Here is a 12740-nt window from a genome sequence, read left to right as displayed (position 1 = left end):
GCTGCCGACCAGATTGCGGCGCTCATAAATCGCGCCAAAACCGGAGCTGTCTTGTCGAGAGCGCTGCCGAGACACCAGCGAGCGACTTTATTGGAAAGGGCCGCCAGCGCCGTCGAGCGCCAGAACGAAGATTTTGCCCGCTTGATTGTACGGGAAGCCGGCAAAACCATCGTCCAGGCCCGCAAGGAAGCCTCTCGGTGCGTCAACACGCTGAAGCTCTCCGCGGAAGAAGCAAAACGCAACGCCGGTGAGGTCATTCCGTTCGACGCTTACGCCGGTTCCGAGGCGCGTCAGGGCTGGTTCACGCGGGAGCCGCTAGGGATCATCGCAGCGATTACTCCTTACAACGACCCGCTCAATCTCGTCGCCCATAAGCTCGGGCCGGCAATCGCCGGCGGCAACGCCGTCTTGCTGAAGCCGTCCGAACTGACCCCGCTTTCGGCGATCCGCCTTGTCGAAACGCTGGTCGAAGCCGGGTTGCCTGAGGAGATCATCACGGTCGCTGTCGGCGGCGCCGACCTGGGCAGCGCGATCGTCTCGGCGCGCGATGTCCGAATGGTGTCGTTCACCGGAGGTTTTGCGACCGGAGAAGCAATTGCCAGGACAGCAGGGCTGAAGAAGCTCGCCATGGATCTCGGCGGCAATGCACCTGTCGTAGTCCTGGCGGATTGTGACTTCGCCAAGGCGGTCGATGCGTGCGTGTCGGGCGCGTACTGGGCTGCCGGCCAGAATTGCATCGGCACCCAGCGGATTATCATCCAGGCGCCGGTCTATGAGCGGTTCCGTGAAGCGTTCGTGGCTGGTACGCGCAACCTGCTTGCCGGCAATCCAGAGCGCGAGGATACCGACGTCGGCCCGATGATTTCGGAACAGGCGGCCAAACGCGCGGAGACGATGGTCGACGACGCCATTGCCGCGGGAGCAAAGCTCCTGTGCGGGCACCGTCGAGCAGGAACAGTCTATCAGCCAACCGTGCTGGAAGGTGTGCCGAAGACATGTCGATTGTGGGCGGAGGAAGTCTTCGCGCCCGTCGTCCTCCTGCAATCCTTCGATACACTCGCCGATGCGATCGTGATGGCGAACGGTCCCGAATACAGCCTGCACGCAGGCGTCTTCACCAACAACATCGGCGACGCATTGGATGCCGCCGGGCAGATCGAGGCAGGAGGAGTGATGATCAACGACTCTTCCGATTATCGGTTTGATGCCATGCCGTTCGGCGGTTTCAAGTATGGCGCCATGGGGCGTGAAGGCGTTCGCTTTGCCTACGAAGAGATGACACAGCCAAAGGTCATCTGCATCAATCGAGCCTAGGCTGGCTTTTCCGCATAAGAGATGGGTTGAGCGCTCATCTTCCGCGTATCTGATAACAAATACGCGGGAAGGCCGCATACCGGGCCGGCTACTATCCGGCAAACCCAATCAGAATTCCGCAGGGAACTACAGGCATGACGAAAAAGGCCCCTCCTGCCTTGCTCGTGGACAATGTCCACAAGAGCTATGCCAACCATGAAGTCCTCAGAGGGATATCGCTGTCGGCTGAGAAGGGCGATGTCATTTCGCTCATCGGGTCTTCGGGGTCAGGCAAAAGCACCTTTCTGCGGTGCATCAACTTTCTCGAGATTCCTGATCGCGGCCGCTTTGTCATCAATGGCGAAGAGGTTCTCATGAAGTCCGGCCAAGGCGGACGGGGGTATCCGGCCAACTGGCGGCAGATCGAGCGTATGCGGACCGGCCTGGCCATGGTGTTCCAGAGTTTCAATCTCTGGCCCCACCTGACGGTGCTCCAGAATGCCATCGAGGCCCCGGTTCATGTGCTGGGGGTGAGCCGCAGCGAGGCGATCGATCGGGCCGACAGTTTGCTTGCGAAGGTCGGACTTTATGAGAAACGGCACGCCTATCCGGCCTTCCTGTCGGGCGGCCAACAGCAGCGCGCGTCCATCGCTCGTGCCCTTTGTGTCGACCCGGCCGTGATGCTGTTCGACGAGCCTACTTCCGCCCTGGATCCTGAACTTGTCGGCGAGGTCCTGAAGGTTATCCGAGATCTCGCGGACGAGGGCCGAACGATGCTCCTCGTGACGCATGAGATGAAATTCGCTCGCGACGTCTCCAGTCACGTGATGTTCCTGCATCAGGGGCGTGTCGAAGAAGAAGGGTCGCCGGATCAAGTCTTCGGTGCGCCGACAACTGCCCGTTGCCGAGAATTTACCGGCGCGTTGAGCGGCTGACCCTCCCTGTTTCCAACCTGACGAAAACTCAAGAAAGGGGAATTGAATGAAATTGCTGTCCATCCTGCTGACAGGGACCGCGCTCGCGCTTTCAATCGCCACGGCGAGTGCCGAAGTTCGCTTTGGCATCATGAACGAAGCCTATCCGCCCTTCTTCACCAAAGACCCCTCCGGCAAGTGGGTCGGCTGGGAAATCGAGCTGATGGATGCTGTCTGCGCCGAGATGAAGGAAACCTGCTCTGTCGTCGACATGTCCTGGGACGGGCTCATTCCAGGGCTTCAGGCGAAAAAATTCGATGTCATCTGGTCGTCGATGTCGATCACCGACGAGCGCAAGCAGACGATCGACTTCACCGACAAATACTACAACACGCCGAGCAAACTGATTGGCGCCAAGGATGGCACGACCGGAGCTTCGCCGGATGATGTTTCGGGGAAGACGATCGGTATCCAGGTGTCGACCATCCAGTCCGAATACTACAAGAAATATTTCGCCGACAAGGCATCGGAAAAAACCTACACGACGCTCGATGAGGCGTTCCAGGATCTTGCCGCCGGCCGGATCGACTACGTCTTCGGCGATTCCATACCGCTATCGGAATTCCTCAAATCCGACTTCGGCAAGGAATGCTGCAAGGACATGGGAAATGTGAAAGACGATCCGGCCATCCTTGGATCGGGCATCGGCGGTGGACTGAGAAAAGGCGATCAGGCACTGCGCGAGAAGCTCAATGCAGCAATTACGGCTGTCAGAGCAAACGGAAAGTATGCGGAAATCTCGAAGAAGTACTTCGATTTCGACCCGTACGGTGAATGAGTGTGGCTACGGCAGACGACGTAAGCGCATCTGCCGTAGCCCGCTTGTCCGCCGGTTCTGTCTCGGGTCATTGGCCGGTGCACCGCCGGCGTTGTTCGCCGGCTGCGAAGCATCGCGCTTCGCGGCTCTCGTTCCCGCCCAAAAATCAAGGTTGAACTCAGATGTCGACCTCCCAGTCGATCCTGGAAATGCTTTCCCCCTATCCGCCTGGATGGGGCGGCGTGCTTCTCAAAGGCGCGCTTTCCACCATTTCGATATCGTTGGGTGCTTACCTTCTCGGGATGCTGATTGGTCTTGGCGGGGCTCTTGGCAAACTCAAGGGCAACCCGCCGGTCCTGCTTCTTCTCGACGTCTATACGACTGCGGTTCGGGCCATTCCCGAACTGATCCTGATTATCGGTCTGTACTATGCCGGCACTGACGGTCTGAACCGAATTCTCTCGAGCTTCGGGCTTCCCAATGTCGAGATCAACGGGTTTGTCGCGGCAATCGCAGTGCTCGGAATCGTCCAGGGCGCCTACATGACCGAAGTGTTTCGTGGCGCAATCCTGGCGATTCCTGTTGGACAGATCGAGGCCGCCAGTTCCTTCGGCATGCGCCCATGGTTGAGGTTTCGCCGTATCGCTCTGCCGGCATTGATCCCGAATGCCCTGCCTGGGCTTGCCAACCTCTGGATGTCGGTGACGAAGGACAGTGCGTTGATCGCGGTCGTCGGCTATCAGGAGTTGGCGCTCGCCACGCGGATCGCGGCCGGCAACACGAAGCACTATTTTCTGTTCTTCCTGGTCGCCGCTGCCGTCTATCTCGTCATCACGCTTGTCTCCAACGTCGTCTTCGGCCTCCTCGAGAGCCGCTATCGACGCGGGCAGCCGAAAACCGCTTAGGACGCTCGCGATGAATTTCTCATGGGTATCGTCCTATTGGCCGCTCATTGCCGCAGGCGCGGTTCAGACGGTCCTCCTTCTCGTCATCTCCGTCGGGGTCGGCTTCATTCTGGCGATCGGTCTTGCGCTCGCGCAGGTCAGCGGTCCGCGATGGCTGAAATGGCTTGCCCGTTGCTACTGCACCTGCCTTCGCGGCACGCCACTTTTGATCCAACTGTGGTTGCTCTATTACGGCATCGGTTCGCTGCTGCCGATGATACCAGGGCTGCGCGCGAGCTTCCTCTGGCCGATAGTGCGGGAGGGCTTCTTCTTCGCAGCGCTCAGTTTCACGCTCAACTACGCCGCCTATGAGGCCGAAGTCCTGCGGGGTGCGCTTCTCGCCGTCCCGAAAGGCGAGCTCGAGGCAGGTCGCTCGTTCGGTATGACTTCCTGGACGCTGTTGAGACGGATCTGGCTGCCTCGCGCCATACGTATCGCACTGCCGACGATAGCTGGCGAGGTGGTTCTGCAACTGAAAGCGACACCCCTCGCTTTCACCGTGACAGTGATGGATCTCTACGCCGTCGCGTACAAGGTGAGGCAGGACACCCTGCTCGTTTATGAACCGCTGATGATCGTCACGGTGTTCTACATCTTGCTGACGCTTCTGATCACCCGCACCTTCAGGCTCGTCGAGGCGCAAATCCCGGTTCGCAGCTGAATTATCAGCTCGGCCCCAAGACGATGAAATTCAAGGAATTCTGCAGGAAGGTCTTCCATGTCCTCGAACATCTCTACTCCCTTCGCAACTGACAGTTGGGGCTCGAATGCACGCATGACGCTGTTGTCGCCCGTAAGCGGCGGTGTCGTCCTACATCGGGAAACCCTGGCGCTCGACGGCGGACTGACCATCGATCCGATCACGAAGGCTATCGCGCCCAACATCTCAATGTCGGTCAACAACATGTTGGTTCCTGGTGACGGCGCCTTTTCCGCGGACGGGGTATCAGACCTGACTGCTCTGCCGTTTCTGTATGCCCGCTGGACCAATCCGACCGTGCGGCAACTCGAGCAGCGCATGGCCGCACTCGAAGGTGCGGAGGATGCGCTCGCAACAGCAACCGGCGTGGCCGCGATCGCAGCCACCTTCCTGACCTTTCTCAAAGGGGGGGACCATCTGATCATCAGCGACGTCTGCTATGCCGGCGCCTACGAACTGGCACACCGGATATTGCCCGAGTACGGAATCGAGGTGAGCGCCGTGAACATGTCGGTCATTGGCGACGTTGTCGCAGCCTTCCGACCCAACACGCGGCTCGTCCACTGCGAAAGCCCCTGCAATCCAATCCTGCGCCTGACCGATCTGGCCGAAGTCGCGAAGCTGGCACACGAACGCGGCGCGCTGGTTTCCGTCGATTCCACGCTTGCCACGCCGGTCGCGACCCGCCCGGCCGTACTCGGCATCGATCTCGTCATTCACTCCCTGACCAAGTTCATCAACGGGCACGGCGACGCCTTGGGTGGCGCCGTGTGCGGGCGCAAGGATCTGGTGGAAAAAATCCGCTCTCGTACTGGAGTTTATCTCGGCGCTTCTTTGTCTGCCCAGAATGCCTGGCTCATCATGCGCGGGATCGACACGCTCTTTCCCAGGCTCCGGACCATGTCCGCTTCTGCGATGCAGATCGCCCGTTTTCTCGCCAAGCATCCAAGAATCAGGTCTGTCACCTACCCCGGCCTGGAAAGCCATCCGCAGCATGCCTTGGCAACACGTCAGATGGATGTATTCGGGGGAGTTCTGACCTTCCAGACCGACGACCCGCAGGCGATGGCAGCCCAACTCGCTGACAGGCTCCGCGTAGCGCACTACGCCTTTTCGCTTGGTCACCAGCGCAGCATCGTTGTCCTTCTCGATACGAACGAAATGATGAAATCGACTTACGGTCTGCGGGGCGCTCAGCTCGACGACTACCGCGCCTTCGCGGGAGACGGCGTCTTTCGCCTTTCCATTGGCCTGGAGTCGGTGGACGACCTGATCGAGGATCTTGACCAGGCGCTGCGTGCCTAAGGCTCTTGCGCGAGGGGATATGATGACCGTTGAGAGAACCGAAACCGATATGCTCGGCGAGCGGGATCTGCCCGCCGACGCGCTGTTCGGCATCCACACGCTGAGGGCAGCGGAGAATTTCGACGTATCCGGAATCCGCCTGCGGGACTTCCCGGAATTCGTTCAATCGCTTGCCATGGTCAAAAAGGCGGCTGCACGAACCAACAAGGAGCTGCAACTACTGGCTCCCGATGTTGCCGATGCAATCGATCGAGCCTGCGATCGACTGATCACCTGCGAGGACCTCACCGACCATTTCCCGATCGACATGATGCAGGGAGGCGCCGGGACCTCGACCAACATGAACGTCAATGAGGTGGTCGCGAACCTGGCGCTTTTGGAGATAGGCAAGGTGCCGGGCGACTACGCCGCGGTTCACCCCAATGACCATGTCAACCTGTCCCAGTCGACTAACGATGTCTATCCGACGGCCATCCGGGTAACGGTGATGCGCGGCTGCGCCGCCGTGCTCGAAGCGCAGCAAAGACTGCGAGATACCTTTGGCAGAAAGGGTGAGGAATTCGCTAATATCGCCAAGGTCGGACGCACCCAGTTGCAGGACGCGGTCCCAATGTTCCTTGGTCAGGAGTTCGACGCTTTTGCCGAGACCATTGACGAAGACATAATCCAGCTTCGAAAAGCCATGGAACTGATGCGGGAAATGAACCTCGGAGGCACCGCCATCGGCACCGGCTTAAATGCGCCCGAGGGATTCTCAGTCAGCGCCTGCCGTCATCTTTCGGAGATTTCTCGGCTTGAAATGGTTCCGGCACGCAACTTCGTGGAAGCAACGTCCGACACCGGAGCCTTTGTGTCGTTTTCGGGCACGCTGAAGCGGATCGCTGTCAAGCTTTCCAAGATATGTAACGATTTGAGGCTGCTCTCCAGTGGCCCTCGGGCTGGCCTTGGTGAAATCAGATTGCCTCCGCGACAGGCCGGCTCGTCGATCATGCCGGGCAAGGTCAACCCAGTCATTCCCGAGATGATGAACCAGATTGGTTTTCAAATCATTGGCAACGATCTGACGGTGACACTGGCGGCGAGCGCTGGACAATTGCAGTTAAACGCGATGGAGCCCGTGATCGTTCTCAACATCCTGCAATCGATGCGACTTCTGGCGCGCGGCATGGATATCCTGCGCGAACGTTGCGTCGACGGCATCGAGGCGGATGCCGATCGCTGCCGCTTTCTCTATGATCAGTCGCTCATTCTGGCCGCATCGCTCAATCCAGTTGTCGGATATAGCAAGGCTGCACTCTTGGCCAAGGCGGCGCTCGCTTCCGGCACAAGCCTTCGCCAGGCTGCTGAGGCCGATGGCTCGTTCAGCCGTGCACAACTGGATCAGATTTTCGGCGTCGCGCAGTCCTCCTCTGTTGTGCTGAAACGCATTTAACTCCCGAATCGACCATGGCCGTATTTACCCAGCTTTCCGACGATGACCGCGAAGCGATTTCGGTCGCCTACGGCATAGCCCCGCTGACCTCGGTGATTGGCATCGCCGACGGAAATACCGAGACGACCTATCTCTTCCGGTCACAGCGGGGCGAGTACATCGTCACTCTGTTTGAAAACGGCGCTGAGCCGTTCGATCTTGAACGCGCGTTTCGGACCATGGAGTTGTTGTCGGCCGCGTGTGTTCCCTGCCCTAAAACGTTCCGCACCGAAACGGGCGGGGCGACGATCCGTCTGTCCGGGAAGCTCGTGGCGGTGGTCGGCTTTGTCCAGGGCACGCAATCGGCTTGCGCAAGCCCGGCCCAGTGTTTCGATCTCGGGCGGCGCCTCGCGCAGATCCATCGAACGCTGATGCCTGCCTCTCCCGAAAAGAGGGAGGGACTGCCAAGGGGACCAATCCATGGGGCGCTGTTTCCGGACAATGTGTTTTTTCTCGGCGATTGCGTCAGTGGCATCATCAATTTCAGGCTTCGCCATGACGATGTCCTGATCGCAGAACTGGCAGACGTGTTGGTTCGATGGACGATGCTGAGCAACGGGGCGCTGGATGGGGAGCGCGCGGAGGCAATTCTCAAGGGGTATTGCCGCGTCCGCCAGTTGCAAGACAACGAGCGCCAAGCACTGGCGGCCTTTGCTCTCGCTGCGGCTGCGACTTTTATAGCTGTTTCGGAAGGTAGTATTGATCTACGGGTTCGTGCCGAGAACGCGTTCCTATCAGCGCAAAGCCTGTTTGCAGCTAGAGAAACTCCTATTGGTGCCGCATGAAAAGGCTTCTTGACCGGGCAGACGAGCGTATTCTTATGGAACTGACCAGGAACGCGCGTATCTCGCATGCGGACCTGGCCGCGAGGGTCAATCTTTCTCGCAACGCCGTCCGCCAGCGGATTGAACGCCTGGAGCGGGATGGCCTAATCCGGGGATATACGATCATTGCAGGCGAAGGACGCATCGCGTCTTCAACGATTGCGGCACTGATGTTTGTTTATCGCAATGACCGGATGCGGGGGGGCGACGTCATTCAAGCACTGCGACGGATCCCAGAGGTCGTCGCCTGCGACGTGATGAGCGGCGAATTCGACCTGGTCGTCCGTGTAGAGGCGACGGAGGCCGATCGCACACGGCAGATCTGGCAGGAGATTTCCGCATTGCCCGGTGTGCGAGACACCCTCACAGCGTTCGCGCTATCGTCGATGATCCGGCGTTGAACCTTTATGGATTCCCCTCCTTAGGCCGTGCGACCGATGGGAGGGATGTCCGACTTGGGGGCCGAGAGCGGGCTGTCCGCTTTCTGCAAGAAAGTCGAAAAGCCACCTTCTCCCGGAAGGCTAGTGCTTCAAGATCTGGCTGAGGAACAATTTCGTTCGCTCGTGGCGCGGGTGACTGAAAAACTCGTCGGGCGTGCCCTCTTCGACGATCTGCCCAGCGTCCATGAAAATGACGCGGTCGGCCACTGCACGGGCAAGACCCATCTCATGCGTTACACACACCATGGTCATGCCGTCGCGGGCCAATCCAGTCATGGTCTCCAGCACCTCCGAGACCATTTCCGGGTCGAGGGCAGAGGTCGGTTCGTCGAAAAGCATGACGTCCGGTTTCATGCACAGGCTGCGGGCGATCGCGACACGCTGTTGCTGGCCGCCCGACAGCTGGACCGGGAACTTGTTCGCCTGCTCGGGAATACGGACCCGTTCGAGGAACTGAATAGCGGTCTTGCGTGCTTCCATGGCGGAAACACCTTTGACCCACATTGGCCCGGCCATGCAGTTCATCAACACCGTCATATGCGGAAACAGATTGAAGTGCTGGAACACCATGCCAACATTGGAGCGGACGGCGGCGACGTTCTTCATCTTGCCATGCAGGGCGACGCCGTTGACGACGATATCGCCGCCCTGATGCGCTTCGAGGCGGTTGAAGCAGCGGATCAGTGTCGACTTGCCCGAGCCGGACGGCCCGCAGATGACGATGCGCTCGCCTTTGTGGACAGTCAGGTTGATGTCCTTCAGCGCGTGGAACTGGCCGTGCCATTTGGAAACTGCCCTGGCTTCAATGATAACCCGCGCGCTCATCGCACTTTGCTCCTGGCGTAGTGCCGTTCGATCCGCGACTGGATCAGCTCGAGGCAGATCGACAGCACCCAATAAATAATGGCGGCCGAGATCAGCATTTCCATGTGCTGGAAGGTCTTCTGGCCGAGCGTTCGTGCCAGCAACATCAGCTCCCAAACGCCGATGACGGAGACCAGCGAAGAATCCTTCAGCATCGAGATGAACTGGTTGCCGGTCGGCGGAATGATGACCGGCAATGCCTGCGGCAGGATGATGCGGCGCATGGTCAAGGCGAAGCCGAACCCATGGAGCGCGAGGCCTCCCATTGGCCCCGATCGATGCTCTGAATGCCGGAGCGGAAGATCTCGGTCATGTAGGCGCCGTAGCAGAGCGACAGCGCCAGTATGCCGGCGGGCACGGCATTGATGACGAAGCCGAGCTGCGGCAGCATCTCAGGTTCGGGAGCGGCTCCGCCTTTGCACAATCCGCAGATGAGGCGTTGACGGTTCTCGAAACTCAGCTGCTCCCGAGTTCCACCAATTTGCATATTTCCCCGGAGGGGTTGGAGTTGTCTCGTATGGATGCAGCGCTGCCCTGCGGGGCGCGGTGCGATGGCCTCATTTCCGAGCACCCCTGACCGCTACACACCGCGATGATGCCCGAAAACTTCCTCGTAGGCCCCCCGTTCCCCGGCTGCATTGGCGACGGGCGAGCCAGCGGGCCACTAGGAACGCTGGAACTACGTGAGATGGCTGCGTGTGGACAATTTGGTGCGTCTAGGCTTCGACTGGACGGGTGTCACACTACCGCATGGGAAGAGCGCTCTTTCTGGAAGGAGACGAGAATGGTTAAGCCGAAGAAAAACGGCAAGGCAGTTTCAAGGCTGTTCGAGTCTAACATCAACCGTGACAGCAGCTTGCTGCCGATGCTGATCGGCGGGCTTGTCCTGAATCATCATCGGGGCAACCGTCGTTATGATGTTCGTTTAGTTTCGTAGGGATACCGACGCGAATAGCGGCCCTGACGCACACGCCATTAGGCCTGCTGATCAATTTGACAGGAGTCTGGCCTCGTTACGTGGATGTGTGGTGACGCGAAGCTCAACGGCGGGCGCGGTCGATAGAGATGTTGCTAGGCGCGCATCCGTACGCCGCCGCGTAATCTGCGCCTGCCCATCGCCCGCAGCCGACATCGAGACTTATTACATTTTTGACCTTCGGCTCGAAAGCAGGAGGGGGAACGACTGGGCAACACTGTGGGACTTTCCGTGGGACTTTGCGTGCCGAACTCTGCCAATGTACGCCGTTCGTTCCGCTCTTCCATTTTGGGGCTTGCTCAAAATGGTTCGGAACCCTATGGGGATGCCGTTCGGAGTGTAGCGCAGCCTGGTAGCGCACCTGATTTGGGATCAGGGGGTCGCGTGTTCGAATCACGCCACTCCGACCAGTTTCCTGAACATCTTAGAGCCCGCGCTTCGGGAACCCTGTCGGCCTTCAGAAGTTCTGTTGCCATGGCCGACACTCCAAGGACCCCCACCATCGCCCGCATCTGGCGCGGCCGGACCTTGCCGGAAAAAGCCGACGATTATGAAGCTTACAATTACGAGACCGGCATCAAGCCGCTCATCGAAAAGGCACTCGGCGTCCAGACATTTCGCGAGGACACGGCGACCCATTCCGAGTTCGTGACGATCTCCTATTGGGAGAGCATCGAGGCAATGGCGCGCTTCACCGGCGGCGGGCCGACCCAGGTCCACCACCTCGACCGGGACGCGGAATTCCTGATCGAGCTGCCGAAGAGCGTGCAAGTGCTGCGCTTGCTCACCAGCCATGGCAGGACGGGCTGAAGGTGTCCAGCATCGAGCAACAGGCCTTGATCTCTGAAGGGAGCCGTCGGCGTGGACCCGAGTAAACCCGCCGGGCGAGTCCCCAAAACCTCGAGCCCGGCGAGCCTACAACCCGGTCTGCAATGTGACCGGGACCGGGATCAACCGGCCTCTTCGACGCTGCAAGATGGATGCCAGGGCAATGGCTCGAAATGGGACAGCCACGATCCCGCAACCCGGACGGAAAACCGCTACGCGCTTTTCCCGGAGTTGCTCTAAACTCCGGGCAAACGGGGCAAGGGGGACTCTGGATGCCTATTCTCGAGGCGCTGCTGTCGCTGATCGGCCCGGCCTATTTGGCCTATTATGGCTTCGCGGTTCCGGTGGCGGTCGCCTGGGCAATCCTGTGCGCTACTCTGTGGGTTTGGAACAACCGGCCGAGCAAGAGGCAGAATGGCAGCGTCGCCCCGTCGCGGATCGCCAGCCTGGTGCTCTTCGTCTTTGTCACCGCATGCTACGTGGCGACGCATACGGGGGTCTATCTGCTGGCTCGGCATCTGGCCGGATTATGGGCGTAGAGAGCGCACAACCCCGGGAACAGCCTTCCTCGACAGCCTAAATATCGAACTCGCCCTGGCCCTCGTCCATGGCGCTGACGGTCTCGGCGGCGAGCGCTCGGGTGATCGGCGTCTTGCGCTCGAGAGCGGCGCGGTCGAGGCGCTCCACGACCCGCATGGCAGTCGCCAGCGAGCGTTCGATGCGCCGCACCAGATATTGCACGACATGCGGCTCGACCTCGACCTGGCGGTCGGCGAAGAGCTTGGTGATAACGCCGGCGAGCAGCAGGTCGTCCGGCTCGTGGATCTCGATGGTCGCCGCCGCTTTCAGCCGCGAGATGAGGTCCGGCAGCGCGACGCGCCAGGCCGAGGGAAAGCGCCGCGCCGTCAGAAGCAGCGTGGAGCCGGCGCCGCGCACGGTGTTGATCAGGTGGAACAGGCCTTGCTCGTCGATCGAGAGCTTGTCGATGTCGTCAATCAGCGCGGGGCTCGCACCTAGCCCGCCAATGTGCTCGCCGATGCTGTCGGGAGCGATGGCGACAGCGTGCGCATGCGCTTGCCAGATCTGGGCGAGATGCGTCTTGCCGGACCCGGGAGGGCCGGCGAGCACCACCACCGGCGCGGGCCAGTCCGGCCAGCGGTCGACCAGTGCTGCGGCCTGCGCGTTGGCGCCTGAGACGACGAGCTCGTCGCGCGAATAGCCGGTACCGTGGCCGAGATCGAGCGGCAGCTGGCGCGGTGGACCGGTTCGTTCGCCAGCCATTTCAGCCACGCGGCTGTGAGCGGCGGCCGCCGCCGCGATCCGCCGGCAAAGGAGGTGCGGGCTCGGTGGCATGGCCGTTGTAG

14 protein-coding genes, 1 tRNA gene and 1 pseudogene are annotated in these 12740 nt (G+C 60.2%); 13 read left to right on the top strand and 3 right to left on the bottom strand.

Features of this window, described 5'->3' with window-relative positions; all coding sequences use genetic code 11:
* The 9 genes from EOA60_RS03955 to EOA60_RS03915 form a co-directional block, all read left to right on the top strand.
* The coding region (locus tag EOA60_RS03955; RefSeq protein ID WP_128311078.1) for an aldehyde dehydrogenase family protein at positions 1 to 1314 on the top strand (1314 nt) is incomplete at its 5' end.
* 134 nt (positions 1315 to 1448) lie between these two features.
* Entirely contained in the window at positions 1449 to 2228 is a 780-nt protein-coding gene (locus EOA60_RS03950) for an ABC transporter ATP-binding protein (RefSeq protein ID WP_127334736.1), read from the top strand.
* 46 nt (positions 2229 to 2274) lie between these two features.
* Positions 2275 to 3045, top strand: a complete 771-nt coding sequence (locus EOA60_RS03945; protein ID WP_067330488.1) for a transporter substrate-binding domain-containing protein — start codon at positions 2275 to 2277, stop codon at positions 3043 to 3045.
* A gap of 161 nt (positions 3046 to 3206) precedes the next feature.
* Positions 3207 to 3929 (top strand): ABC transporter permease subunit, encoded by a 723-nt coding sequence (locus EOA60_RS03940; protein WP_067330484.1) that lies wholly within the window; start codon positions 3207 to 3209, stop codon positions 3927 to 3929.
* Between the two features lie 10 nt (positions 3930 to 3939).
* The gene (locus EOA60_RS03935; protein ID WP_095800025.1) at positions 3940 to 4629 is read left to right on the top strand and encodes an ABC transporter permease; all 690 of its coding nucleotides are present in this window, start codon (positions 3940 to 3942) and stop codon (positions 4627 to 4629) included.
* A gap of 114 nt (positions 4630 to 4743) precedes the next feature.
* Positions 4744 to 5973, top strand: a complete 1230-nt coding sequence (locus EOA60_RS03930; RefSeq protein WP_128293084.1) for an aminotransferase class I/II-fold pyridoxal phosphate-dependent enzyme — start codon at positions 4744 to 4746, stop codon at positions 5971 to 5973.
* Positions 5974 to 5995: 22 nt separating this feature from the next.
* Positions 5996 to 7405, top strand: a complete 1410-nt coding sequence (locus EOA60_RS03925; RefSeq protein ID WP_127335822.1) for an aspartate ammonia-lyase — start codon at positions 5996 to 5998, stop codon at positions 7403 to 7405.
* A 14-nt stretch (positions 7406 to 7419) separates the two neighbouring features.
* Entirely contained in the window at positions 7420 to 8229 is an 810-nt protein-coding gene (locus tag EOA60_RS03920; RefSeq protein WP_095800027.1) for a phosphotransferase, read from the top strand.
* Positions 8226 to 8669 carry an Lrp/AsnC family transcriptional regulator gene (locus EOA60_RS03915; protein WP_067330474.1) on the top strand — a complete coding sequence of 148 codons (444 nt, stop codon included), beginning with the start codon at positions 8226 to 8228 and terminating at the stop codon, positions 8667 to 8669. Before EOA60_RS03920 ends, EOA60_RS03915 begins: the two co-directional genes overlap by 4 nt.
* Positions 8670 to 8789: 120 nt before the next feature.
* Here the strand turns inward: EOA60_RS03915 and EOA60_RS03910 are convergent, their stop codons facing one another.
* Entirely contained in the window at positions 8790 to 9533 is a 744-nt protein-coding gene (locus EOA60_RS03910; RefSeq protein ID WP_127335821.1) for an amino acid ABC transporter ATP-binding protein, read from the bottom strand.
* Positions 9530 to 9960 (bottom strand): annotated as a pseudogene (locus EOA60_RS03905) (amino acid ABC transporter permease); the annotation flags it as partial. The gene EOA60_RS03910 and the pseudogene EOA60_RS03905, both read right to left, overlap by 4 nt.
* Positions 9961 to 10356: 396 nt before the next feature.
* On the opposite strand from EOA60_RS03905, the gene EOA60_RS37350 reads away from it, so the two are divergent.
* The 4 genes from EOA60_RS37350 (at position 10357) to EOA60_RS03890 (ending at position 11915) form a co-directional block, all read left to right on the top strand.
* Positions 10357 to 10509 carry a hypothetical protein gene (locus tag EOA60_RS37350; RefSeq protein WP_164747329.1) on the top strand — a complete coding sequence of 51 codons (153 nt, stop codon included), beginning with the start codon at positions 10357 to 10359 and terminating at the stop codon, positions 10507 to 10509.
* Positions 10510 to 10881: 372 nt separating this feature from the next.
* Positions 10882 to 10958, top strand: a tRNA-Pro gene (locus tag EOA60_RS03900).
* A 64-nt stretch (positions 10959 to 11022) separates the two neighbouring features.
* Positions 11023 to 11358, top strand: a complete 336-nt coding sequence (locus tag EOA60_RS03895; protein WP_095800029.1) for a hypothetical protein — start codon at positions 11023 to 11025, stop codon at positions 11356 to 11358.
* Positions 11359 to 11648: 290 nt separating this feature from the next.
* Positions 11649 to 11915, top strand: coding sequence for a hypothetical protein (locus EOA60_RS03890; protein WP_095826477.1), 267 nt, complete (start codon positions 11649 to 11651; stop codon positions 11913 to 11915).
* Positions 11916 to 11952: 37 nt separating this feature from the next.
* Here EOA60_RS03890 and hdaA read toward each other — a convergent pair whose 3' ends face one another.
* Complete coding sequence (gene hdaA, locus EOA60_RS03885) at positions 11953 to 12657, bottom strand: DnaA regulatory inactivator HdaA (protein ID WP_095826476.1); 705 nt, start codon at positions 12655 to 12657, stop codon at positions 11953 to 11955.
* Positions 12658 to 12740 lie beyond the last annotated feature (83 nt).

This window comes from Mesorhizobium sp. M1A.F.Ca.IN.020.06.1.1 (genome assembly GCF_004023265.1).
Lineage (GTDB): Bacteria > Pseudomonadota > Alphaproteobacteria > Rhizobiales > Rhizobiaceae > Mesorhizobium.
Note: the sequence above shows the minus strand (reverse complement) of the source record. Positions and strands in the feature narration are given on the sequence as shown.

Coding starts and splice junctions, on each gene's coding strand:
- EOA60_RS03950 (WP_127334736.1), top strand. CDS start 1,449: ATGACGAAAAAGGCCCCTCCTGCCTTGCTCGTGGACAATGTCCACAAG.
- EOA60_RS03945 (WP_067330488.1), top strand. CDS start 2,275: ATGAAATTGCTGTCCATCCTGCTGACAGGGACCGCGCTCGCGCTTTCA.
- EOA60_RS03940 (WP_067330484.1), top strand. CDS start 3,207: ATGTCGACCTCCCAGTCGATCCTGGAAATGCTTTCCCCCTATCCGCCT.
- EOA60_RS03935 (WP_095800025.1), top strand. CDS start 3,940: ATGAATTTCTCATGGGTATCGTCCTATTGGCCGCTCATTGCCGCAGGC.
- EOA60_RS03930 (WP_128293084.1), top strand. CDS start 4,744: ATGACGCTGTTGTCGCCCGTAAGCGGCGGTGTCGTCCTACATCGGGAA.
- EOA60_RS03925 (WP_127335822.1), top strand. CDS start 5,996: ATGACCGTTGAGAGAACCGAAACCGATATGCTCGGCGAGCGGGATCTG.
- EOA60_RS03920 (WP_095800027.1), top strand. CDS start 7,420: ATGGCCGTATTTACCCAGCTTTCCGACGATGACCGCGAAGCGATTTCG.
- EOA60_RS03915 (WP_067330474.1), top strand. CDS start 8,226: ATGAAAAGGCTTCTTGACCGGGCAGACGAGCGTATTCTTATGGAACTG.
- EOA60_RS03910 (WP_127335821.1), bottom strand. CDS start 9,533: ATGAGCGCGCGGGTTATCATTGAAGCCAGGGCAGTTTCCAAATGGCAC.
- EOA60_RS37350 (WP_164747329.1), top strand. CDS start 10,357: ATGGTTAAGCCGAAGAAAAACGGCAAGGCAGTTTCAAGGCTGTTCGAG.
- EOA60_RS03895 (WP_095800029.1), top strand. CDS start 11,023: ATGGCCGACACTCCAAGGACCCCCACCATCGCCCGCATCTGGCGCGGC.
- EOA60_RS03890 (WP_095826477.1), top strand. CDS start 11,649: ATGCCTATTCTCGAGGCGCTGCTGTCGCTGATCGGCCCGGCCTATTTG.
- hdaA (WP_095826476.1), bottom strand. CDS start 12,657: ATGGCTGGCGAACGAACCGGTCCACCGCGCCAGCTGCCGCTCGATCTC.